The 24,540-nt window shown below is 37.4% G+C and carries 22 protein-coding genes; 9 read left to right on the top strand and 13 right to left on the bottom strand.

Features of this window, described 5'->3' with window-relative positions; all coding sequences use genetic code 11:
• Window positions 1-47: 47 nt before the first annotated feature.
• The 5 genes from B9T27_RS03465 to B9T27_RS03445 form a co-directional block, all read right to left on the bottom strand.
• Window positions 48-689: a DUF2238 domain-containing protein gene (locus B9T27_RS03465; RefSeq protein ID WP_086205472.1), complete on the bottom strand. Its 642-nt coding sequence runs from the start codon at window positions 687-689 to the stop codon at window positions 48-50.
• A 105-nt stretch (window positions 690-794) separates the two neighbouring features.
• Window positions 795-2,183: an adenylosuccinate lyase gene (gene purB / locus B9T27_RS03460; protein ID WP_086205471.1), complete on the bottom strand. Its 1,389-nt coding sequence runs from the start codon at window positions 2,181-2,183 to the stop codon at window positions 795-797.
• 58 nt (window positions 2,184-2,241) lie between these two features.
• Window positions 2,242-2,973, bottom strand: a complete 732-nt coding sequence (gene hflD, locus B9T27_RS03455; RefSeq protein ID WP_086205470.1) for a high frequency lysogenization protein HflD — start codon at window positions 2,971-2,973, stop codon at window positions 2,242-2,244.
• A gap of 30 nt (window positions 2,974-3,003) precedes the next feature.
• Complete coding sequence (mnmA, locus tag B9T27_RS03450) at window positions 3,004-4,140, bottom strand: tRNA 2-thiouridine(34) synthase MnmA (RefSeq protein ID WP_086205936.1); 1,137 nt, start codon at window positions 4,138-4,140, stop codon at window positions 3,004-3,006.
• 4 nt (window positions 4,141-4,144) lie between these two features.
• Window positions 4,145-4,630 carry an NUDIX hydrolase gene (locus B9T27_RS03445; protein ID WP_086205469.1) on the bottom strand — a complete coding sequence of 162 codons (486 nt, stop codon included), beginning with the start codon at window positions 4,628-4,630 and terminating at the stop codon, window positions 4,145-4,147.
• Between the two features lie 433 nt (window positions 4,631-5,063).
• Between B9T27_RS03445 and B9T27_RS03440 the strand changes: the two genes are divergently transcribed.
• Window positions 5,064-5,660 carry a DJ-1/PfpI family protein gene (locus B9T27_RS03440; RefSeq protein ID WP_086205468.1) on the top strand — a complete coding sequence of 199 codons (597 nt, stop codon included), beginning with the start codon at window positions 5,064-5,066 and terminating at the stop codon, window positions 5,658-5,660.
• Between the two features lie 118 nt (window positions 5,661-5,778).
• Here B9T27_RS03440 and B9T27_RS03435 read toward each other — a convergent pair whose 3' ends face one another.
• The 4 genes from B9T27_RS03435 to B9T27_RS03420 all read right to left on the bottom strand — a co-directional run bounded on the left by B9T27_RS03435 (window position 5,779) and on the right by B9T27_RS03420 (window position 8,661).
• The gene (locus tag B9T27_RS03435) at window positions 5,779-6,324 is read right to left on the bottom strand and encodes a gamma carbonic anhydrase family protein (RefSeq protein WP_086205467.1); all 546 of its coding nucleotides are present in this window, start codon (window positions 6,322-6,324) and stop codon (window positions 5,779-5,781) included.
• Between the two features lie 104 nt (window positions 6,325-6,428).
• The gene (gene dacC, locus B9T27_RS03430) at window positions 6,429-7,577 is read right to left on the bottom strand and encodes a D-alanyl-D-alanine carboxypeptidase PBP5/6 (protein ID WP_086205466.1); all 1,149 of its coding nucleotides are present in this window, start codon (window positions 7,575-7,577) and stop codon (window positions 6,429-6,431) included.
• 117 nt (window positions 7,578-7,694) lie between these two features.
• Entirely contained in the window at window positions 7,695-8,105 is a 411-nt protein-coding gene (locus tag B9T27_RS03425; protein ID WP_086205465.1) for an MCR_0457 family protein, read from the bottom strand.
• 187 nt (window positions 8,106-8,292) lie between these two features.
• Window positions 8,293-8,661: an MCR_0457 family protein gene (locus B9T27_RS03420; protein WP_086205464.1), complete on the bottom strand. Its 369-nt coding sequence runs from the start codon at window positions 8,659-8,661 to the stop codon at window positions 8,293-8,295.
• A gap of 109 nt (window positions 8,662-8,770) precedes the next feature.
• Between B9T27_RS03420 and surE the strand changes: the two genes are divergently transcribed.
• From surE to B9T27_RS03405, 3 genes are all read left to right on the top strand, one after another.
• Entirely contained in the window at window positions 8,771-9,550 is a 780-nt protein-coding gene (surE, locus tag B9T27_RS03415; protein WP_086205463.1) for a 5'/3'-nucleotidase SurE, read from the top strand.
• 115 nt (window positions 9,551-9,665) lie between these two features.
• Window positions 9,666-10,484: a peptidoglycan DD-metalloendopeptidase family protein gene (locus tag B9T27_RS03410; protein ID WP_086205462.1), complete on the top strand. Its 819-nt coding sequence runs from the start codon at window positions 9,666-9,668 to the stop codon at window positions 10,482-10,484.
• Window positions 10,485-10,580: 96 nt separating this feature from the next.
• A complete protein-coding gene (locus B9T27_RS03405) occupies window positions 10,581-11,513 on the top strand; it encodes a LysR family transcriptional regulator (protein ID WP_086205461.1) in 933 nt (310 codons plus the stop codon).
• Between the two features lie 69 nt (window positions 11,514-11,582).
• Here the strand turns inward: B9T27_RS03405 and B9T27_RS03400 are convergent, their stop codons facing one another.
• Window positions 11,583-12,797 (bottom strand): aspartate aminotransferase family protein, encoded by a 1,215-nt coding sequence (locus B9T27_RS03400; RefSeq protein ID WP_086205460.1) that lies wholly within the window; start codon window positions 12,795-12,797, stop codon window positions 11,583-11,585.
• A gap of 161 nt (window positions 12,798-12,958) precedes the next feature.
• Between B9T27_RS03400 and grxD the strand changes: the two genes are divergently transcribed.
• Window positions 12,959-13,300: a Grx4 family monothiol glutaredoxin gene (grxD, locus tag B9T27_RS03395; protein ID WP_086205459.1), complete on the top strand. Its 342-nt coding sequence runs from the start codon at window positions 12,959-12,961 to the stop codon at window positions 13,298-13,300.
• A gap of 58 nt (window positions 13,301-13,358) precedes the next feature.
• Here grxD and B9T27_RS03390 read toward each other — a convergent pair whose 3' ends face one another.
• On the bottom strand, window positions 13,359-16,004 hold the full coding sequence (locus tag B9T27_RS03390) for a Lon protease family protein (RefSeq protein ID WP_086205458.1): 2,646 nt from the start codon (window positions 16,002-16,004) through the stop codon (window positions 13,359-13,361).
• Window positions 16,005-16,186: 182 nt separating this feature from the next.
• Here B9T27_RS03390 and B9T27_RS03385 point away from each other — a divergent pair, with 182 nt between their 5' ends.
• The 4 genes from B9T27_RS03385 to rpmE all read left to right on the top strand — a co-directional run bounded on the left by B9T27_RS03385 (window position 16,187) and on the right by rpmE (window position 20,467).
• Window positions 16,187-18,361, top strand: a complete 2,175-nt coding sequence (locus tag B9T27_RS03385) for an AmpG family muropeptide MFS transporter (protein ID WP_086205457.1) — start codon at window positions 16,187-16,189, stop codon at window positions 18,359-18,361.
• Between the two features lies 1 nt (window position 18,362).
• Window positions 18,363-18,764 (top strand): lactoylglutathione lyase, encoded by a 402-nt coding sequence (gene gloA / locus B9T27_RS03380; protein ID WP_086205456.1) that lies wholly within the window; start codon window positions 18,363-18,365, stop codon window positions 18,762-18,764.
• Window positions 18,765-18,922: 158 nt separating this feature from the next.
• Entirely contained in the window at window positions 18,923-19,903 is a 981-nt protein-coding gene (locus B9T27_RS03375) for a bile acid:sodium symporter family protein (protein WP_086205455.1), read from the top strand.
• A 336-nt stretch (window positions 19,904-20,239) separates the two neighbouring features.
• Entirely contained in the window at window positions 20,240-20,467 is a 228-nt protein-coding gene (gene rpmE, locus B9T27_RS03370; protein WP_086203234.1) for a 50S ribosomal protein L31, read from the top strand.
• Window positions 20,468-20,545: 78 nt separating this feature from the next.
• Here the strand turns inward: rpmE and B9T27_RS03365 are convergent, their stop codons facing one another.
• Both B9T27_RS03365 and B9T27_RS03360 read right to left on the bottom strand, forming a co-directional pair.
• Entirely contained in the window at window positions 20,546-22,804 is a 2,259-nt protein-coding gene (locus tag B9T27_RS03365; protein WP_086205454.1) for an EAL domain-containing protein, read from the bottom strand.
• On the bottom strand, window positions 22,786-24,537 hold the full coding sequence (locus tag B9T27_RS03360; protein WP_086205453.1) for a GTPase: 1,752 nt from the start codon (window positions 24,535-24,537) through the stop codon (window positions 22,786-22,788). Before B9T27_RS03360 ends, B9T27_RS03365 begins: the two co-directional genes overlap by 19 nt.
• Window positions 24,538-24,540 lie beyond the last annotated feature (3 nt).

Below are 24,540 nucleotides of genomic sequence, written 5' to 3'. Positions count from 1 at the left end.
GACAAAATTAAATGAATAGCAATGTACAAAATAATCCAAAGTTTAGATTAATCTAACTGGCTTGGCTTCTGTGTGTTGAGTAGTTGAATGAGTCCAGCCATGATTGCGCCTATGGTTGCCAAAAGCATGTCTTGATGGGCATCCCAAACATCACCTTGTTGGCCATTGTAGTTTTCTGCTTGTTCGGGTGACAGAGCAATCGCAATCCACCATTCAATCCATTCATAAAATAAACTGCTCGCCATGACAAATTGAATCACCAAAATAAATAATATTTTGGGCTTTAATGTCGGTAAATAGACTTGGAATAAACGATAGAAAAAAGGATAGAGAAATAAGCCGTAGACAAAATGTACCAAGCGATCGTACATATTGCGTGACCATCCCATTGCTTGGTTTAAATCAAAATGGAAGACTGATTTGATCCAATCATTATACGGGACATAGGAGTATAAATAGTGTGCAGCAGAGACATGAATTAGAAGAAATAAAATATAGCATAGAAATGTTGTGTAGCTTAACCCTACCTTTTTTTGACAAAAGAATAAGGCAATGAGCATCAGTAATGTACCAACCTGATGTAATAAATAAGACTCCATTTCCAGTGGGTGGATACTTGCAAGAATAATTGCAAGCCCTAAAATGGCGAGTAAAAGCCAATGTTTTAAAGTCAATTTATAATAAATCATTGCATTTTGATCTGTAATTATATTTCAGGCATTGTAATTAAAAAGCATAAAAAATGCGAAGCTAAAGCTCCGCATTTTAAAATTTACTACATCACTAGGTGAAGATTAAATTTTCGCAATTAAATCTTTAATTTGTTTCGCTTGATCAGCTGCATTACCAGTATAGGTTGCAGGCGTCATTTCAGCTAAACGAGCACGGTCAGTAGCAGGAACTGCCGAAAGTTCATTGCCATTGACAAAATCAACCATCATGTCACGTGTCATTGCTTGACCACGGGTTAGGGCTTTTAATTTTTCGTACGGTTTTTCAACATTATAACGACGCATAACGGTTTGAATTGGTTCAGCCAATACTTCTTGAGCATTGTCTAAATCATCATTGATACGTGCTGCATTCAACTCAAGTTTGCCCACACCTTTTAAGCATGCATCAAAAGCGATTAAGCTTTGTGCAAAACCAACACCCATGTTGCGAAGTACAGTTGAGTCGGTTAAGTCACGCTGCCAGCGCGAGATCGGTAATTTTTCGCCTAGATGTGCCAATACTGCATTAGCAAGGCCTAAGTTACCTTCAGAGTTTTCAAAATCAATTGGATTGACTTTATGTGGCATGGTTGAAGAACCAACTTCACCATCTTTTAAACGTTGTTTGAAGAAACCTAAAGAGATATAGCCCCAAACATCGCGATTAAAGTCGATCAAAATGGTATTGAAACGACGTAATGCATCAAAAAGTTCCGCCATGTAATCATGTGGTTCAATTTGAGTGGTGTACGGATTGAAATCTAAACCTAAAGATTCAACAAATGCTTGTGAATGTGCAGGCCAATTGATGTCTGGGTAAGCAGAATAATGTGCGTTGTAGTTACCTACAGCGCCATTGATTTTACCCAAAAGTTCAACATTGTTGAATTGCTTGATTTGGCGTGCAAGGCGATATGCCACGTTTGCCATTTCTTTACCCAAAGTCGTTGGGCTCGCCGTTTGACCATGGGTACGAGACAACATTGGTTGTTCAGCATGTTGTTCAGCAAGTGCCACAATGGCATCAATCAGTTTCTGCATAGATTCAACTAGAACATCACGGCCATTTTTCAACATTAAAGCGTGAGATAAGTTGTTAATATCTTCAGATGTACATGCAAAGTGAATAAATTCACCTGCATCTTTTAATTCAGCAATCGGTGCAATTTTTTCTTTAAGAAAATATTCAACTGCTTTCACGTCATGATTGGTGGTACGTTCAATCTCTTTAATACGGTTAGCATCATCTTCAGAGAAGTCTGTAACAATTGCATCTAAAGCAGCATTGGTTTCTGTACTGAAAGCAGGAACTTCAGTAATTTCAGGACGATTCGCAAGCGCTTGTAACCAACGCACTTCAACAGTCACACGAGCATGGATTAAACCAAACTCAGAGAGAAAAGGGCGTAGAGCATCACATTTGCTCGCATAACGTCCATCTAATGGAGAAAGTGCGGTTAAAGCGTTCATATAGATTCCTTGAATTTTGGAATTAAACCGAAACAAAAAAGCTTGCTACAAATCAGATTTAAACCACCTGATACTGTAACCGAGCCAGATCTTGAATATCTTGAAGTAACTTACGCTTACTGAAAATCATATTCCATGAGCTACCGCCCAATTGACGCCATAAATGCGCCATTTGTAAGCCAGTAAATAAGCAAGCGCGAATTCGGTTGGTATGTGAGGCATCTTTAAAAGCCTCTGCATTACCACGAACTAAAATACGGGGATTAATTTGCCCTGCAGTGTCTACATAGGCTTGTGCTAAGTTGGCAATAATACTGGGATGTAGATAGTTATTATCAAAGAACGATAGCTGTTTTAGGATTTTCTGTTGAGATTTTTCAATAATTTCTACACAGTGGGGCTGACTATATACTTTTTTTTCTAAGGATAATAAAGCCATTGCATAGGTCATGGGCAATTTTGCATTGGCCATTTTAGGAATTCGAGATTTTGGTGAGGGTGTGAAGGGTTGGGTAATGCTACTTTCGAGGGTTTTTAAGCCTAAGGAAATATCGGCCAGCTGACTAAAAAAATCTAAAGTTTGATTTGATGTATTGTCAGCAGGGCGAATATTTAAACTGGCTTTAATCAATTGCTCAAAATAAAAGCTACCGCTTTCACCAATGCTTTGTCGTCCCGACATGGCATTCATATGTGTGAGCTGCGTTGCTTGGAACACAGCTGCTAATGCCAACGCACGATTTTGGCGTTGATTCAAAGTACGAGGCTGTTGAAAGGGTAACTCAACCATGCCTAAATTCCTTTAAACAATTTTTAAACTTTAATCAATAAAGTCTGGTTTTGGTGCATTGGTATGGTGAATCACACCACCACCTAAACACATTTCACCCACATAGAATACCACACTTTGACCCGGTGTGACTGCTCGTTGTGGCTCATCAAATTCAACACGCACACCATTCGGTGTAGCATCATCTTTAAAAATTGTACACGCTTGATCGGGTTGGCGATATCGAGTTTTAGCTGTGCACAGGAAACCTATTGCAGGAATTTCTTGTTCTCCTGCAACCCAGTCAATGCTTTCACTCCATAATGTCGTACTGAGCATTAATGGATGTTCATGACCTTGACCGACAACCAGACGATTTCCTTCGATATCTTTATGCAGAACAAACCATGCGCCTTCAGCAACATCTTTAATTCCACCTAAGCCAATACCACCACGCTGACCGAGCGTATAGTACATTAAGCCGTGATGTTCACCAACCTCTTTTCCTGTATCTAGGACAATTTTACCGGGTTGAGCGGGTAAATATTGTTTAAGGAAATCATTGAAACGACGTTCACCAATAAAACAAATACCTGTAGAGTCTTTTTTCTTGGCTGTGGCTAAACCAAGTTCTTCTGCAATTCTGCGGACTTCTGGTTTTTCAATTTCACCAACAGGGAACAATGTTTGATTAATTTCACGACCATGTACCGCATGTAAAAAATACGTTTGGTCTTTGTTTTGGTCTACGCCACGCAGTAAAGGAGCGTATTGATCACCTTTAGAATTGGTCATCGTTTCACCACGACGACAATAATGTCCAGTCGCAATAAAATCTGCACCTAAATTAACTGCATGGTCTAAGAATGCACGAAATTTAATTTCTTTATTACATAGAATATCTGGATTAGGCGTACGACCTGCGGCATATTCTGCGAGGAAATGTTCAAAGACACGATCCCAATATTCCATGGCAAAGTTGGCAGTATGTAATTTAATCCCAATTTTATCGCAGACTGCTTGTGCATCAGCCAGATCATCCATTGCCGTGCAATATTCCGTACCGTCATCTTCTTCCCAGTTTTTCATGAAAAGTCCTTCAACTTGATATCCCTGTTGAAGGAGGAGTGCTGCAGAAACAGAAGAATCTACACCACCAGACATACCGACGATGACACGTTGTTGCATAGGATTAGGCATCCAAATTTGAAATTAAAGGAGAATTTTGGTGCTCATAAACGAGCGATAAAGGATATTTTTGACCAGAAAGCGCATCTTGTACAGCTTTAATCACCAATGGGCTACGTGCACGGGCAGATTCTAGCAGTTCTTCTAAGGTCATCCACGCAGGGCCGATGATTCCTGTGTCTAACTGAGCTTCTGGAAAATACTCAAGTACATGCGCTAAAAAGCAAAATCTGAAATAAGTACGATCTGGAAACATTGGTGGTGTATAGGTATAGATTCCCAATAAAGAATCTATCTCTACAGCATGGCCTGTTTCTTCCATAGTTTCACGAATCGCTGCTTGAATAATGGTTTCGCCAGCTTCTACATGCCCCGCAGGTTGATTAAATACGGTATGTGTAACGCCTTCTGTATGTTCTTCTACAAACAGAAATTTTCCGTCTTTTTCAACAACCGTTGCGACAGTAACGTGGGGAGTCCAAGTGGTCATTCAGCAACACCGTGGGAGTAAAGTTGTATTCTACAAAATTTAGGGCACGGTGGCTATGCCGATTGGCTTATTCTTTCGAGCTTTGAAAAGAAGTAAGGTTAATAATATAGTTTTTCATAAAATATGGAATGATTAGGAAAATATTAATTTAAGAGAGTTTTTGGCAAGTAATGAACAGTTTATTTAAAATGACTTTAATTATAATATGCTTGTTTATTTTATTTAAAATATTAATATTAGTTCATTAATTTTTGTAGAGTTTCGATTCAACAATAAGCGTGAAATATGGTCATTTACTAAAAAAGCCTAAGCCTATTGGAAGTAACAATATGAGTAATTTATTTTTAAAGAAATAAAAATAACTTTATATAAGCCATAATTTGTAAGTTAATTTAATAAACCTCTATCAAATAAAGCTCTAGGAATTACCACGATGCACATAACTATTCTGACATTTGATCAATATAACGAACTGGATTCTTTAATAGCTCTAGGAATTTTAAACCGAATTAAAAAACCTAGCTGGAAAGTTACTATTGCAAGTCCTAGTGAGTATGTTTGTTCAATGAATGGTGTTGTAATCCAATCTAGCTCTTCTTTAGAAGATGTTAATACTGCTGATGCGGTCATTATTGGCAGTGGAATGAAGACACGAGATATTGCAGCAGATAAAGAATTAATGAGTCGCTTAAAGCTTGATCCTTCACGCCAATTGATAGGAGCTCAATGCTCAGGGACATTGATTTTATCAAAACTAGGTTTATTAGATAATATTCCAGCCTGCACTGACATAACTACAAAGCCATGGGTTTTAGAGGCTGGAGTTGATGTGTTGAATCAGCCTTTTTATGCAAAAAATAATATCGCGACAGCTGGTGGGTGCTTATCATCAATTTATCTTGCAACATGGGTAATTGCTCGTTTAGAAGGTATAGAAGCAGCTAAAAATGCTATAGATTATGTTGCTCCTGTTGGGGAAAAGGAAGATTATGTTGCACGTGCAATGAGAAATATTGAACCTTACCTTTAAAGTGATTCATGCGATAAGAGAATTTCCCATCAAATTTTTTATTTTATACAGTAGTAGTTATCAAAGTATTGGCATTCTGACCAATAAAAATGTCTAGTTAATTTTTTGAGATTAAAAACTAATTATTGAATTGGTCAATATAGTTATTTGCGACCTTCACATAATGTCTTGCTGAATAAGGCAAAAACTCTTTTTCTTTATCGGTTAAAGGGCGGACTTTCTGTACAGGACTACCGACATATAAATATCCACTTTCCAAACGCTTACGCGGTGGAACTAAACTACCAGCACCAATCATGACCTCATCTTCAATAATCACATCATCCAAAACTATAGTTTTGATACCAATTAAGACACGATTACCAATGGTACAGCCATGTAAAGTCACATGATGACCAATGGTGACATCTTCACCAATAATTAGTGGTGATCCATTGGGTTTAGCATCATTTTTGTGACTAACATGCAACATACAGTGATCTTGAATATTTGAATTTTTTCCAATTCGAATATGATTGACATCACCACGGATCACGGCAAATGGCCAAACCGATACATTCTCAGCTAGAGATACTTCACCAATAATGACTGAGAGCTCATCGATATAACACGTGGAGTCAATTTTAGGATGATGCTCTAAATAAGGACGAATGTTCTTTTTCATTGACGTATTCCATGTCTAACTATTTATAGTTGAAACGATTATAAAAGAAAAAGCATCCAAATTTAACAAATGGATGCTTTCGTCTAATGCTTAGAACGTATTAATTAAAATAAGTTGCTAAAAAACATTTTAATATGGTCAATCATACGAGAGAAGAAACCAGCTTCCTCAACTGCTTTTAAGGCTACAAGTGGCTTTTCAGCAATGACTTTACCATCTAAAGTTGCAGTCAATTTACCAACTACTTGACCTTGTTGTAATGGTGCATTCAAGTTTGGTTGAACTGTGATTTGCGTTTTAATCGCATCTGCCTGACCTTTAGGCATGGTGACATTGAAGTTTTCAGCTAAGCCGATTTGTACTTCATTGGTTTTGCCAAAATATACTTTTGCTTTAGCAAGAGGTTGGTTTGCAGGTTTTACGCTAACAGTTTCAAAGTTTGAATAACCCCAAGCCAATAAGGAACGTGTTTGATTAGCACGCTCATTCATTGATGGTGCACCAAAAATAACAGAAATTAAACGCAATGGGCCACGTTTAGCAGATGTTGTTAAACAGTAGCCAGCTTCGTCAGTATGACCTGTTTTTAAACCATCAACGCTTGGATCTGTATATAAAAGTGCGTTACGGTTCCCTTGTTTAATGCCGTTAAAGGTAAATTCTTTTTCGGAATAAATTGGGTAATATTTTGAACTGTCATGAATAATATGTTTAGCAAGTGTTGCCATGTCTTTTGCAGTTGAATAATGACCTTCTGCTGGCATACCCGTTGCATTAATAAAATGCGTATTGGTCATTCCAATTTTTTTAGCTTCTTGGTTCATTTCATACGCAAATGAACCCTCATTTCCAGAAATATGCTCAGCCATCGCTTTAGATGCATCATTTCCAGATTGGATAATAATACCGCGGAGCATTTCAAGCACAGTTGCAGTGCCATTTAAAGGAACATACATGCACGATTCGGTACTGCTGCCTCTACACCACGCTGACTCATTCATGCGCACCTTTTCATTTTCGGTGAGTTCGCCTTTTAATAATTTTTGTTCAATGATGAAGCTGGTCATCATTTTAGTCATAGACGCAGGGGCTAATTTTTCATTTTCATTTTTTGCTGCGAGGACTTGCCCTGTTTCATAGTCCATCAAAACATAAGATTTATTATTCAGTTCTGGTGGAGTAGATAAGACAGTTGCTGCATAAGAAAATGAAGGTAGGACTAATAATGCAGCAATGGCGCTTTTTCGGGTCATTCTAGGTAGTTCCAATCTTATGTAAGCACTAAAATAGCTTTGCATTTTAGGGTAAAGCAAAGCCGACTTCTATATGTGAAACCGGCTTATTGCAGACTTATTGTAACTAATTTCATTTTAAGCGTTGTAATTTAAGACATCTTTGCAAACTTCAGTATTTTCTGTATCGCCTGCATTTTTTGCATCATCACGCGCTTCTTTTAATGCTTTTTGAAAACTGGCTTGCTTACTTAACTTAGTTATTGAGGTTGCAGGATTTTTTTCTTGAGGTAGATATTCTTTGAGTAAGTTGGCATAACCTTGATCAAAAGCTTTATTTTTTTCGACTAAAGCAGGGCAAATTTCGGATAGTACAAAAATTGCAGCAAGTTCTTCAGAGGTCACTTGTTGTTGTGTTACTTCAATATTTTCAGCATGTTCTTCGGTTTTTTGTTCTGCTGCATAAGCATGCGGTAACAAGGTGAATGAAGCTGCTACAATTCCTAAAGCACACAATTTTGATGTCGTATTGAATAGTTTGGAAAGCATGAAAAACCTCAAAATTAAACTTTATGATTGGCATAGATTAAACAATTTTGATGTGAAAAAAAGAGATAAATGTATTGAAGATGTTGATTTATTGAAGTGCTGTGGATATTGACCCTATACCATTTATTATAAATACTTAAATTGGAGCATAGGGCAATATATTGAAAATACAAAAGATACAGAGAAATTAGCTTTCGATTTCTAACATTTCACCACAAACTGATTTTTGTTCATCTTGACCCACTTCGATAGCATCTGCTTGTGCTGCTGCTAAAATGGCCTGATATTCAGTATCTTGAGCTAATTGAGCTAGTGTCATATTTTTTACTGACATATTTTTCAAATAAGACTCACTTAATTGTTGTGCTTTTTTTTCAAAAATTGCATTTTTCCCCATAATTTTTGGGCAAACTGTGGCTAAAACTTGTGTTGCTGCAACATCTTCTTTAATTAATTCATCAGATTCTGCAGTTGTTAAGCTTTCGGCAAAGGCAGAATGAGTAGATAAAACAAATAGACTTAAACATAAAAAGCGATTAAGTGAACGAGTAAACATGATTTCCCCACAAATTTGATATAATTTTAGCGAGCTAACTATATATAATTATTCAATAACTTAAAATAAAATAACTCATTAGTCATTTTATTACTTAACGAGAATTAATGTGAATATTTTAATTTCCAATGATGATGGTGTATTTGCACCCGGCCTCCAAGCCCTAGCTAAAGCTTTACGTCCTTTAGGTCGTGTAGTTATTGTTGCACCTGAAAGTGAAAGGAGTGGTTTTTCGAGTGCTTTGACTTTAGATCGACCACTTAGACCTATTCAAGTCGCACCTGATATGTGGGCAGTCAATGGTACACCTGCGGACTGCGTTTATTTGTCAATGAATGGATTATTCGATATTGAATTTGATCTGGTAGTGAGTGGTATTAATAATGGTGCAAATTTAGGCGATGATGTTCTGTATTCGGGTACGGTTGGAGCTGCATTTGAAGGGCGCTTAATGAAACAAGCAGCTATTGCTGTATCATTAGCGGGAAGTAATGTACGCTCTTATGAACGCCCTGAAGAATATGCACAAGCGGCGCAATGGGTACATGATTTTATTGCAAAGGGTCTTCCGCAATTACCGCCTCGTCATATTTTAAATATTAATATTCCCGATGTAGCTGAAATTCAAGGTGCGCAAATTACCTATCAAGGACGAAGGATTCAATCTAAACCCATCAGTAGTCATGTTGATCCGCGCGGTCGCCAAGTGTATTGGATTGGCCTTGCAGGGGAGGCGATAACAGATCCCAAAAAGAATTTAATGCATATTCAATCTGATTTTTTTGCTATTGCCAATGGTTTTGTGAGTATTACACCCATCCAAATGGATGCGACCAATTACGCTATCTTGGCCAGCTTACAGACTCAAATGCTGCAAAACCTCGACTAGTCGACTCAAAATGTTATAAGTTTGTGAAAAAGTATAATTTCACAGGGAATCTTCATACTTTTTTGATAGTCTTAAGCTAATTTGACGATTAATTTTAGATATGAGAGGGAAATCAATGCTTTTGGCTCAACCGCAGTACGTTAAAAAAATGTCTAAGATATGGATAAACATCGCTTTAATGTCTGTCACAGTGACTTCAATTTTGGTATTTACTGGTTGTGCATCGAAACCACAAATTCATAATACGGTTCGCTATGCCAATGCGCCTGAATATTATACAGTTCGTTCTGGAGATACTTTGAGTGGAATTGCGACACGATATGGATTGAGTTATACCAGTGTGGCTGAAATGAATGACATTGCTGAGCCTTATCGTATTTATGTTAATCAGTCTCTTCGGCTAAAAAAATCTGGCAGTATGCAAAACAATCGTTCGACCACACAAGCCTTGAGTAATAATGAACCGAAGATTCAAAAACAAAGTATTAATCTTCCAAGCAATCAAACCAATTCTATCGCCCCAGTTGTTAAACCAACTGCACCTATAACAGCGGTACAATCGACAAAATTACGTTGGGTTAAGCCTTCGAATGGTACTGTGATTGATAACTATAATTTAGCAAATAATATTAAAGGAATACGTTTTGGTGGAAACCAAGGTGATCCTATTTTTGCTGCTGCTGATGGTCAAGTGGTTTATGCCGCAGATGGTTTGAAAGAGTATGGGAATCTAGTTTTAGTGAAACACATTGGTGGTTATATCACTGCGTATGCACATAACAGCAAAATGTTAGTTAAAAGTGGTGAAAATGTTAGTGCAGGGCAGAAAATTGCAGAGATGGGATCATCGGGCGCAAACCGTGTGATGTTGGAGTTTCAAGTACGCTTAGAGGGTAAACCGATTAACCCAACAAATATTTTACCAATGAATTAAATATTTTTGATGCAAAATGTAAATTTCTTCGTATAATACAAAGAGTTGCTTTTATTAAAAAACAGAGAAGTAGCTCATAATTTCAGAGGGAAATTTATGTTAGATCAACTTCGAGCAATGGGTGTTTTTGCTTGCGTTGTTGAAAAGAGCTCGTTTAGTGGTGCCGCACGAGATTTAGGCATTACGACTAGTGCAGTGAGTCAACAAGTTCGTTCATTAGAAAACGAAATGGAAGTTACGCTTCTGCATCGTTCGACACGAAAATTGAGTTTGACTGAGGCTGGACAAGCTTTTTTCCATAGCTGTCAAGAAATGCTTGCCGCGGCAGAACGTGGAAAAATCCGAATTAATGAGTTGAGAGATGATTTAGTCGGTGAATTACGGATTGCAACCACCCCAGAGTTAGGGGCAACGCATGTTGTTCCTGCTTTATCACATTGGATGTCTGCACATCGAGGTTTGATGGTACATTTTGAAGCTGATAATCAGTTTATTGATTTAATTCAAGAACGTATTGATATTGCAATTCGAATGTGTGCAAAAATTGAAGATTCAAATCACTTAAGCTCTATGCTACTCGCGCGTGTAGATCAAGTTTTAGTGGCCTCACCAAGTTATTTAAATCAGACTTCGCCCATTTCACGTCCTGAAGACTTAATGCATCATGATTTAGTCCCAGTGAATATTATGAAAAACTTTCAGCATTTTAGCTTTCAGCATGGTGCGACAGGTGAAGTTGTTAATTTAGAGATGAAAACCCGTTTGCAAACAAATAATGTATTTGTTGCAAAATCACTATGCCAAAATGGACATGGTATCGCCCGTATTCTTTATTTAGATGTACAAAAAGAATTGATGAATGGTTCTTTAGTTGAAGTACTACCTGAATGGAAATTACCAGCCTTTACTTTGAACGCGATGACATTAAAACGCGAACAACAGCCGATGAAAATTCATCGTTGTTTAGATGCTTTAAAACAGTATTTTAGTCAGTTACCTGGCGGACGAGTTTATCAAGAAGCATCTTAAGTTTGTTTTTTAGCCCTTTAAAATGCAATCAAAAAAGCCGCTGAATCAGCGGCTTTTTTGTGACTTTATTTATGCAGCAAGAAAGTTCTTAATCGCAGGGACTAAGCGTTTGAGTAAATCATCTGCTTGTTCATGTGTCATATTTAGAGCAGGGAGTAAACGAACTACATTGCCTGAAGTTACATTAATAATGAGATGATATTCGTCGCGTGCGATCTCTACCAATTCCGCACATGCCTTAGGTAGTTCAATGCCAATCATCATGCCAAAACCACGAACAATGACATTCTGATTTACAAGTTGAGTACGGAACTGTTCAACTAAATAGGCGCCAATTTCTGCAGCATTGGCCACAATATTTTCTTTTTGCATTAAATCAAGGACGGTGTAAACCACACGTGAACCTAAAGCAGTACCACTATAAGTGGAACCATGGTTACCCGCAGTGAGTACACCTACGCCACGACCCTGAGTCATGACTGCACCAATTGGGAAGCCATTGCCTAGGCCTTTGGCTGTGGTTAAGACATCAGGAATAATATTAGTGTGTTGATACGCAAAGTATTTGCCTGTACGACCATTACCCGTTTGTACTTCATCCAACATCATTAACCAATTGTGTTGATTGCAAATCTGACGAATTTCTTCTAGATAGCTAAAGCCTTGAGGTGCTGTATTTACACCACCTTCGCCTTGAATCGGTTCGACTAAAATAGCGACGATGTCAGGATGATGAAGTGCGGCTTCTTCAATGGCTTGAATATCTCCAAACGGCACACGAATAAATCCTTCAACTAAAGGGCCAAAGCCTTCTTGAATCTTTTTATTTCCTGTAGCTGCAAGCGTCGCCATGGTACGACCATGGAATGAACGATCTGCAACAATAATTTTCGGATGAGCTATCCCTTGTAAGAAACCAAATTTACGGGCAATTTTAATAGCACCTTCATTTGATTCTGCACCACTATTGGAAAAGAAAATTTCTTCCATACCTGCAACTTCAGCAAGTTTTTGTGCGGCAGCAGTTTGCCAAGGAATTTCATAAATATTACTAGTATGAATGAGTGTTGCAGCTTGTTCTGCAATAGCTTCCGCAATGACAGGATGTGCATGACCTAGGCCACAAACAGCAATACCTGTGAGCGCATCTAAATATTCAGTACCATTTTCTGTGTAAAGATAAGAGCCTCGACCGCGAACAAAGCTGATCGGTTGACGACCAAATACAGGCATCAAATGAGAGGGTTGATCAGGTTGTACCGGAGCGAGGGTGATGTTATTCATAACTAACTCTTATCTGCTAGGTGGAAAATAAAAGTTTATATAAGCAAAATCTGCTAGATATTTAAAGCCTTAATACAAATTAAATTGGAAATAATTTTGAAGAAGTATTCTTTATTGTGGTTTTAGGTATAATGCAGGCAGATGAGTTGAGGATTTAATCAATGACTGAACAAGCGCGTGATACAGAAGCGTTAATTCGCGATCAAATTGCTAAACATGCAGTACTTCTTTATATGAAGGGTACTCCACAATTTCCACAATGTGGTTTTTCTGCACGAGCAGTTGAAGCACTTAGCCAAATTGGTCGTCCATTTGCTTATGTCAATATTTTGGAAAACCAAGATATCCGTGCTATTTTGCCACAAATTGCAAATTGGCCGACATTTCCGCAATTGTGGATCAATGGTGAGTTGATCGGTGGTAGTGACATTATGTCAGAAATGTTCCAAAATGGTGAGTTAAAACCATTAGTAGAACAATATAGTCCTGCAGCAGAAGCTTAATTTAAAGCTGAAGATATTAAAAAAGCACCTAATATAGGTGCTTTTTTATGATTGAGGATTAGTTACGATCGTTAGACGATTTTAGGCTCACTATTGCATCTTGTGATGACACAGCTTCAATTTTTTCTTCAACAAGTGATGCTAATTTCTCAATTTTTTTAGATTTCTTCTTTTTTTTCTTTTTCTTTGGCTTTTCAGTTAGGCCAGCACCATCTTCGATGGCTTGCCAGTATTCAAGTTGTTCCATCACTGCTTCATAAATGGAGCCTTTGCTATAGCGACCTTTCTTATTTAAGGTTCCTACTGGGCGAGCCATTAAAATTTCTAAAGCTTGATCAATGGTATCAATGGCATGAATATGGAATTGACCACTCGCGACAGCATCCATCACATCTTGTCGAATCATTAAATGCTGCATATTTTGACGTGGAATGATTGCTCCTTGTTTACCAGTTAAGCCTTGCAATTTACACGCATCGAAGAAGCCTTCAATTTTGGCATTCACACCACCAATCGGTTGTACTTGACCAAGTTGGTTCATCGAACCGGTAATAGCCCAAGACTGATCAATTGGAATCTGACAAATGGCTGAAATTAATGCCGACAATTCGGCCACTGTGGCACTGTCACCATCCACTTGCCCATAGCTTTGTTCAAACGCCAGTGCCGCAGAAAAATGCAGAATTTGTTCACGACCAAAATGTGCTTTTAGGAAACTGGACATCAATAACACACCTTTGGCATGCAAAGATCCACCCAATTCAACGCTGCGTTCAATATCTAAAATATCGCCACCGCCTTGATATACAGATGCGGTTAAGCGCGAGGGTAAACCAAATTCTACATCTGCATATTGAATGACTGAAAGTGCATTGATTTGTCCTAGACGATGGCCACGCGTTTCAATCAATTGTGTGCCACGTGACAAATCTTGCCAATACAGCTCGCGTAAATAACCGAGACGATATTGACGATGTTTCAGTGCAGTATTGATATGGAATGCAGTCACCATTTTTTCACCTGACTGCGCAGCGTGATGATGTGACTCGCGGATTAAATCACCGAGGGTTAATGCATGGAGTGACAGTGAGCTTTGATCTTCAGCTTGACGACTGGAGTCGGTGAGTAGTGCAGACAGAGCAGAGCGATCAAAAGGTAGTAATTTGTCTTGTTGCACATAATCAGCAATCAATTGCATGTAAGCTTGTTCATTTTCGTCATTACGTTGCAATGTATCGGTAAAATCGGCACGAATTTTAAACACACTGCCCAGCTCAGGCTCGACTTCTAAAATTTCATAATAGATTTCAGGCTCGGCTAGTAATACCACTTTTAAATTCAATGGAATAGAGGCAGGTTCAATGGAAATGCTGCCAGTTAAAGTGAGCATATGTTCCAAAGAGGAGAGTTTTAATTGACCTGCTTTCAACGCGCGCTTTAAACCTTGCCATGCATAAGGTTGTTCTAGCAATTGTTCTGCTTCTAAAATTAAGAAGCCACCATTGGCTTGATGTAAAGAACCTGGACGAATTAAAGTGAAATCTGTGGTAATGGTACCATTTTGCGTGAGTTGCTCGACATGCCCCAGCAAGTTGTAATGCGTGGGGAAATCTTCAAAAATAACAGGAGCACCCGTATTGGGTTTGTTATGAATTACAACATTGGCTTGGTAACGAGAGGGGATACGATCAAATAAAGCAGAGGAAAATTCATCACCTTCCTGATCTAGAATCGTTTCCACATTATTAATAATATCTTCGGCATATAACTTGAGATATTGTTCGAGCCCGTGTATTGCTCCAAATTTATTCAAAATAATTTCAAAACGTGGAAGCACCACTTGTTTGGCGATATCACGATTTAACTCAGATACTTGGTCTCGGGCTTCATCTTCTAAGTCACCGAGTTGCAAACCTAAACGCTGTAGTTTTTTATCCATATAGCGAATATTGGCTGTAATTTCAGCACGTTCTTTACTGCTTAACGCATTTAGTTGCTGCTGAGTCAGTTCTTGAATTTTATCATCTTTGAAATAAACGGGAATAAAACAATGCTCGTCATCACGATTAATCAGTTTTAGGTCAAGTTCTGCACCTTCTTTGGTCAGTTCCACTAAAACTTGTTGTTGCTCATCACCGGTTGCTTGGCGAATCCGCTCAATCCGATTATGATAGGTTTCAGCACTAAAACGACGTTCAAGTTGTTTTAAAATAGTTTGCCAAGTCTGATGAAGTAAGGTTTCAAATTTACTACCTTGCCCCGCAGGGAATTCTAGTGCGATCGGCTGACGTGCATGTTGAAAGTTGTTGACATAGACCCAATCATTTGGCGTTGGCATACTTTTAGCGTGTTGCATAAGTAAACGCTTAATCATAGTGCGTTTGCCTAAACCAGCGGTACCCACGGCAAAGATGTTATAGCCTGAATAAGGTAAAGCAATGCCAGCTTCAACAGATGCTTTGGCACGATCTTGTCCTAAAAAATTGTTTAGTGGTTTAATTTTTTTAGTTGATGTGGGCATTGAGCTGGTGTTCGGGACGTGCGATAGCTGTTCAGGCTTAAGTGCAGTCTGAACTAAGGTAATTTGAATATCAGGTTGCTCAAATACCGATGGAAATGGTTTTCTAATTTTTTCGAAGTTCGTTGTTGTCGTCGTTGTATCAGATAATGTGTTTGTTGCAATTTGATCGTGTTTTTGGGTCACAGGTGAAATCCGAAACTAAAGAGCAGTAGAAAGTTTAAAGGTATACAGGTTTACATGAAAATATCAAGCTGACTTGGACGAAATATCTGCAAATTATAAGAATGATTTCATAATAGACATTGAATCCTCTTGCATTAAGCGGTTGAATAGCACTATTTAATTTTGCAGAAAATAATAACGCAATGACAACGCAAACATCAGGTTGGAAATCTGCCTTTCAGGCTTTTCTCGATCGTCGTGCCTTAATTATGCTGTTTTTGGGTTTTTCCGCAGGCATTCCAATCCTTTTAATCTTTTCGAGCTTATCTTTATGGCTTGGTGAAGCAGGTATTGATAAAAGTGCGGTGACCTTTTTTAGTTGGGCGGCTTTGGGCTACTCATTCAAATTTGTATGGGCACCACTGATCGATGAATTACCTGTCCCTGTGTTAACTAAAACATTAGGTCGACGTCGTGCATGGCTACTCATTGCCCAGATACTGATTATTTGTGCCATATGTATCATGGCTTTTTCAGATCCAGCTTTAGGTCAAAGTTATCTTTATCAAATGGCGGTCGGAGCAGTTTTACTTGGATTTTCAGCCGCCACGCAAGATATTGTGATAGATGCTTATCGTATTGAGCTAGCAGAAACGGAAATGCAAACTGTTTTGGCATCGACCTATAATGCTGGTTATCGGATTGGGATGATTATTGCTGGGGCGGGTGCATTATTTCTTGCAGCTTCTTTAGGTACGGCAAAAGGTAATTATATTTACGAGGCTTGGAAATATACTTATTTAGCGATGGCCGCAGTCATGCTTGTGGGTATTATCACCACACTTTCGATTCGTGAACCACAAGTATATCGTGTGAATAAACAGTATAAAAAGACGGATTATTACCGTCTAGTATTTGTGTTTATTGTAGCAGTTGCAAGCTTTGTCTGTTTTTACATTTATTCAGATTACATTATTCAATTTATTCAAAAACAATGGAATATTGAGGACAGCTTTCTCAAATTTTTAACTGAAGCAGTTCGGTTTTTGACTTCGGGTGCAGGCGCAATTTTGATTGCAACACTCCTAATTAAAGTCGGTGTTGTAAATAAACAAATGGCATACGAGACTTGGGTCAATCCGATTGCAGATTTCTTTAAACGCTACGGGGTGAAACTGGCTTTAGTGTTACTGCTATTGATTGGTTTTTATCGTATTTCCGATATTATTGCTGGTGTAATCTCTAACGTTTTTTACCAAGATCTTAATTTTACCAAACAGCAAATTGCAGAAGCAGTAAAAATTTACGGTGTTATTTTTAGTCTAGTTGGTGGCTTTTTGGGTGGTTTGTTGGCACAACGTATGAACATTATGAAATTAATGTTTGTTGGTGCAATTTTAGCTAGTTCGACCAATTTAATTTTCATTGGGTTAGTAAAGTCAGGTCAACAAATTGCAGATGTTGATGTACAAATTGGTGCACAAAATTATACTGTACAAGCCGATGAAGTAGGTTATTGGAAGTTAAAAGTTCCCAGTGCTGAGTTAGCTCAAGCAGATCATATTCAAGTGAAAACGCAGTTCAAGCATCGTCAGAAATCTGAGGTAGTCGCACAATTACCCTATTTAAAGCAATCGGATCAGCCTCAATTATTGGTTTTTCCTATTTCTCAGGATAATCAACTTTCTCCGGCGGAATTAAAACAAAGTGTTGTGCTGAAAGGGCAGTTAAATGGAATTGATCTTAAAAAACTAGATCCAGCCAAAAGCATTATTTTTGTGCTAAATGGCAAAGACTATCCTGCAAAAATTGATGATCAAGGTGTTTTTAGTGGAGCGGTTGATGGTCAAGCGCTTGCTGCTGCGCCAGATAAAACGATTTTTGTTAAAGTCACTGATCCTCAATTCGCAACAATTGCACCGCTGCATTTAAGCTATCAAATCCAAACTGAGGCACAGTCTAAAGCAGATCGCTTAAGTATTGATATTGAACCCCTTGCAGTGGTTAATGACCAATCACAAGATATGGTTGAAATCAAAGGGAAGGTTGTCAAAGAATATAGCTCGAGTTGGTTATATTTTGCGATTATTGTGGATAATTTAGCTTCAGGTTTAGCAGGTGCAGCATTTATTGCATTCTTATCGAGTTTGACCAGTGTTTCATTTACAGCAGTACAGTATGCCATCTTTAGTTCTTTGATGACTTTAACCCCTAAAATTTTGGGTGGTTATTCAGGTACAATTGTTACTAATATTGGTTATCCAAAATTCTTTTTGATGACTACGCTAATTGGTATTCCAATTTTAATCCTTGTCGTTTGGGTAGCGAAATTACTCAAAGTACATCAAAATTCGATTCAAATTGAAAAAGGTGAATAATATGCGCATGCTACATACGATGTTACGCGTAGGCAATTTAGAGCGATCTTTAGCGTTCTATACCGAAGTGCTTGGTATGACATTACTTCGTAAACGTGATTATGCAGAAGGTCGTTTTACTTTAGCATTTGTGGGCTACGGTGATGAAGCGAATACAACTGTTTTAGAGCTGACACATAATTGGGATATTGCAAGTTATGAATTGGGCAATGCTTATGGTCATATTGCGATTGCAGTAGATGATGCCTATAAAGCTTGTGCAGAAATTAAAGCACTTGGTGGTAATGTTGTTCGTGAAGCTGGCCCAATGAAAGGTGGTGTCACGGTTATTGCCTTTGTTGAAGATCCAGATGGTTATAAGATTGAATTGATTCAACAGGATGAAAATGCCAAGAACAATTAATCTTCAACACTTAAGGAATTTCTTAAGTTTTCTAAATAAATAGTGAATATTTAAGCGAAATACTAGCTTAAATATATAAGCCCAGTAAGATGAAGTTTACCTTTAGGTAAAATGATCTTATTGGGTTTTTTATACCAATAAAAAACAGGATGTTGTGAATGAAAATGTTGAAATTATTGGCTCTAGATCGGTTTACGATTTTATTGATTGTAATGGTGATATTAGCAACTTTTATCCCTGTATCTGGCCAGACTGCACGTGGCTTTGGTATTGTAACCAATGTTGCGATTGCCATATTATTTTTTTTACATGGGGCTAAATTATCTCGTGAAGCCATTATTCAAGGCATATTGCACTGGAAATTGCATGCAGTCGTGTTTGCTTTTACTTTTGCTTTATTCCCAGTGTTGGGCCTGTTAGCGAAACCGATTTTGTTACCACTCTTGGGGCAACAATTATATTGGGGTTTTCTGTTTATGTGTTTCTTGCCATCGACAGTACAGTCTTCGATTGCATTTACTTCTGTCGCGAAGGGGAGTGTTGCTGCAGCAGTATGTAGTGCGTCATTTTCAAATTTAATTGGTATGTTTATTACGCCTATTTTAGTCAGTTTATTTATATTTGGGCAATCCCAGCATAACTATGATCCAACTTCTTCGATTATAGAAATCACGTTATTATTACTTGTACCTTTTATTGCAGGGCAATTATTACGGCCTATTGTATTTCCATACATGCAGAAAGCTCCGAGCCTTGTGAAAGCATTTGATCAAGGTACTATTCTAATGGTGGTTTATGGCGCATTTAGTGCTGCTGTGGTTGCAGGACTATGGCATCAGGTTAGTTGGGAAATATTATGCTATTTAACAGTCGCTTGTTCGGTTTTGTTGACCATCATTATGTTATTGGCTTTATATGTTCCACGTTGGCTCGGTTTTAATCGCGCAGATCAGATTGCAATTTTCTTTTGTGGTTCGAAAAAGACCTTGGCTAGTGGTGTACCGATGGCGCAAATTCTATTTATTGGACAGCCAATTGGGATGATTGTGCTACCGATTATGATTTTCCATCAAATTCAACTGATGCTGTGTGGAATCATCGCAAATTACTGGTCGAAACAGCATACTCCACAAGAATAGAAGTTGAACATAGCAATCCCAGTCGGTTTCTAGGCTAGTTGGAATACATGGATGTTTATGAGTGAGTAGCTGATTGGCCAGAATATGAGAAAGGATGTAGAGCGTATAAGTTAATTTTAAACCGTAATTTTTATTTATAAATACTTTTAATTCGGTTATAATAATGCCCACTTGTTGTGCTTAGCCCTGACGGATGCCGTTTCGGTGGGCCAAAAGAAATGGTCTGTTGTGGTGTTGATCTGCTGGTTTTGCAATATAAACTTGCATTCCTCAAATATATTTGAGAGTGATTAATTGCGATGACAGAAAACCTTTCTTAACTTAGGAGAATCGACCATGCGCGCCGATATTCACCCAAAATACGAAAAACTAGTTGCTACTTGTTCATGTGGTAATGTAATCGAAACTCGTTCAGCACTTGGTAAAGAAACTATTTACCTAGATGTATGTTCAGCTTGCCACCCATTCTATACTGGTAAACAAAAGAATGTGGACACTGGCGGTCGTATCGACAAGTTCAAACAACGTTTTGCTGGTATGTCACGTTCTATCAAACGCGACTAATCTTGCAAAAGAAAAAAAACGGGAATTTGCCCGTTTTTTTTGTATTTAAAATTGCTATCATTGAAAAATGTACAAGATCTATTGATCTTGTACATCCGTTAAATGGTCCAATTTTTTCTGGAAATACTCGCCTTGTAGGAAGCGCACATCGACATTCCATGCATTCGCAAATACATTCATATCATTCAGATTTTTTAATAATAATTCAACGGGTTTAATCATTGTATAGCTTTCTACTAATTCTTGTAATTTTTGCACTGTAGCATCACTATTTAACATCTGTGTATACTTTTCATCTAACGTTAATAGTGAAACATCAATTTGTTTTAAGATGGCTTCACTGGAAATAGATGTACCGAAATTACGAATTGAAATTTCGGCCCCATGATCACGTAATACTGCAATTTGTTTTTGAGATTCAATAATATTTTTGGCAATATCATCTTCATCAAATTGTAAAATTAATGGATTTGATAATTTACTACCGACAATCGTAATCAGTTTAGCTACTAATTCGGGGAACTGTTTGTCATTAAATAAAATATGACGATTTAAATTCACAATCAATTTTGCTTCAGGGTATTGCGTAATGAAATTATGTAGTTGCTTGCAAGCCTCGACCAAAATCCAGCGATCTAATTTAATTGAAAGTTCAATATCTTCGTCTAATTCAAGTAAGCTACTAATTTTTTGCCATTGATTTTCATAAATGAAACCACTGGTTACTTCATAGGTGTATAAGCTAGTATCTTGCTTATCATAGAGTTGTTGATACTTAAGATGAATATCGCCTTTCTCTAGATTTTTTTGAATCGTGGTTAGAATTGGAGAATGTTTTAGTGTTGGCTCGATATTTAAAGTTGTTTGCTGCGTAGTCGATACAGAAGCGGATGCTTGTGCTGTAGCTTGCGCCAAATCTACGGCTGTAGGTGTACTTGGTATCGAAACTTCAGGAACGATTGATTTTAGGTGTGTAGTAGGAAGAGTGAGATCATTTGGCACCAAATCAATCTTAGTGTCTTGTAGTGTTGCTAAAAGCTGTAATTCAGATTCAGATTCCCGTTTTGGTAATGGCGTATTATAAGCAGTCGCGAGCACTTTTTCAAAACTAGATTCGTTAAAGGTATTTAAGATAATTGGACTAAATCCAAGCTTCAATTGTAATGAATAGGTTGAATCACCTATTGTAATTAATTGTGGTTTTTCAAGGGCGAGTAATCCGGAAAGTCTCGATTCTAAGATTTGTGAAGACTCTGCTTGGACTAATATTGCAAAGAGCCCTGTATCTATTTTAAAGACAGTACTGTTGGTTTGTTCCTTAATAAATCCAGCTATTTGATTAAAATAGTCTTTTGAGGTGTTCCAGCTGGCATTTAAAATAGAATCAGGAATTGAGGCTAAGCGGAATAAAATCAGTGCATTTTCTTTCGCTGGTTGATTGAGTAAAGTGCGACTAATTTGCTGAAAGATTGAGTTTTTATTGTTCGAATTATTTGATGCTGTCAATTCAGCTTGGGAGGTGTGGCTGAGTGTCGCAGATTGGGTTTCTATGGTAATTTGGATCGCATCATCTTCAGATCCAGGTAAGAATTCAATCTTCAAAGGATTTTCACTTTGTGCATGTTGATTCAGTGTATCTATTTCAAAGCGCGCAAGTTCGAATTGACCTTGAGATACTTTTTTAAAACGATTTTTAAAATCAGGTAAGTTTTTAGGTTGAAGAATATCTAAAATAGGTAAACCAATCAGTTCATCCTGCGATGTTAAGCCAAAAAGTTTTAAATACTCATCATTGGCTTCAATATGAATACCTTCCTGAAGCACCGCGACAGCTTTATGTTGCTCTTGTACTAAAGCCTGAGCTTGATTTTTAGCATTTTCTAATTCGTTTAATAAATGACGCTGGCCTTGTAGTGTTCGGCTATAAGACAGTGCTCGAATCAGCCCAATATAAAAACGTTCAGGGTAATCTAAGTTGACAACATCATACATACCTTTATGAATATAACTTGGATATTGTGTAGTCTGATAATCCTCTGGTTTGAGGAGGAGTACAGGGATATTAATTTGAGATGATGCTTGGATTAAGGTAATCGTTTGTTCGATTTTTAGATCGTAAGCACGACCAAAAATCACGACATCCCAATTGGTATTTAATTGTTTTTCAAAACTATGTAGGTCGTCTAATAGGGTTGCATGTACCAGATGATCCTTATTTTGAAATACTTCTAAAATCTCATTATAGCGAATCTGGTTATCATCTATGATGAGCAAACGAGTTTCTGAACGTTTTAATTTTTTAGATAATAATAAATTTCTCACTTTAATGCGTCCCATACATCTTGATTATTTAAATCAGTAGATTGTTGATGAATATATTGATTAATTAAAACCTGTTGCTCATCATTGAGTAATTCAAATTCAAACTGAATAAAACTTTGTGTGATTAAAAGCGTTTTAATTAAGTGTATTTTAATTTCTTGATCCGTTAAACGCAGATAAACAGCTTGCTGCTCTTTAAAAAATGGAATATTAGGTAAAATTAACGAATGTTTGGTATCATCTAAATGCTGGTTTCTTAATAATAGGCAAGGATGATAGTTCATGGTAGAGCGATCGGCTGGAACCTTGACAGAACAAGGGAAAATATCTTGGGCTAAAACTTCAATACCCACTTCATAGCTTTTATTGACCGATTGTTTGATCCAACGAATAATGGCGCCTTTCCATTTTTTTTGCAGGTTTTCACTCACCAGAATGAATTCGCCTGTACGTAAGCTTTTAGGTGCTTCATTTGCCCAACGGATACGATAGCCATTAATACTAATATCTAAAACTTGGGTTTGATAAATGTGCCTAGCTTCTCGATCCAAAACTTTAATATTTTTAAGCGTTGATGTATCCGTAGATCGAGTCATATTAGATTGAACATTTGATTCAGATTGCATGCCATAGTGATTGTTTAATAACAATGTTTCATGGAAGTTTTTGGCTTTCGATAAATGGAAATGGCCACTCAGTAAACCAAAACAAATTTGCAGTTGTGCTGAATATTCATAGCGTTCATGTTGCCGCTCGCTAGTGGTTCCTAAGACATTTTGTGCATGAAACTTTAATGCAGTAGAGAGATGAATTTGTTCATTTTTAGATAAGTATTCAGTATCTTTGTGCGTGGTAGAATTAATGTGTTCTAACAAATTTTGTGTAGAAACGTATAAATTGGCTTGAAAGCTATCATGCTGTTTACGATTATAGACAGGTGGATGATCTTTACTGTTATCCACAATATAACGAGATAAAGTATTTTCTCTAGGAGAGATGTGAATGAGTTTTGACCAGTCAAAGCTACATTGATGTAGTGCCTGAACTTCTGATGGTCGAATTTGATGGGTATTAAAAATTTCTAAGAGTAAAATTTGAGCATAACCTTGTTGTATAGTATTGATATTCTGATGAATACCTTGTAACTGATTAATATTAATTAAATGTTCTTGATTTCTTTCTGCAAGATCATACAAGTAATGTGTGGTTAGCCATTGGTTGGACAGTGGAATGCTATATAACATTTGCTGTTGGACGAGCAATAATCCTAACTGTTCGAGTGCATAATGGGTTGCTAGCGTACGTGCTGTTTTTAAATTTCGTTTTTGGCTAAACTTTAACAAAGAAAATTTTTGCGTCTGCAATTGTTGATCACTGCGACGTACGATATCAATATAGATATTGCTAAAATAAGTACGTAAGCGTGTCGTTAATTCAATAATTTGCTCATGCCGATCTGAATGAAAAAGCCCTTGATTTAAAAAATGCTTTTCTAAACTCATCAACACATTTTCAACGATAGGGTGTAACACTTGAATTAAATCAAAACGTAAGGTTTCGCTACATTGCAATTCGGCTAATTCGTGAATCGCTTTAAGCACAGATTCTGAGGTATCACCCAATTGCATGATGGACAGATTGGAAGCCCATTCCGTCATTGCAGGGACAGTTGCATCAGTAAAACTGAGTTGATCTTGTTTTAGAACCGTGGAAGAATTAAAAATTTCCGAAATCTCTTTATTTATCATTGT

The organism is Acinetobacter sp. ANC 4648 (genome assembly GCF_002135345.1).
Taxonomy (GTDB): Bacteria; Pseudomonadota; Gammaproteobacteria; order Pseudomonadales; family Moraxellaceae; genus Acinetobacter.
This window is presented reverse-complemented; position numbering and strand designations above follow the sequence as displayed.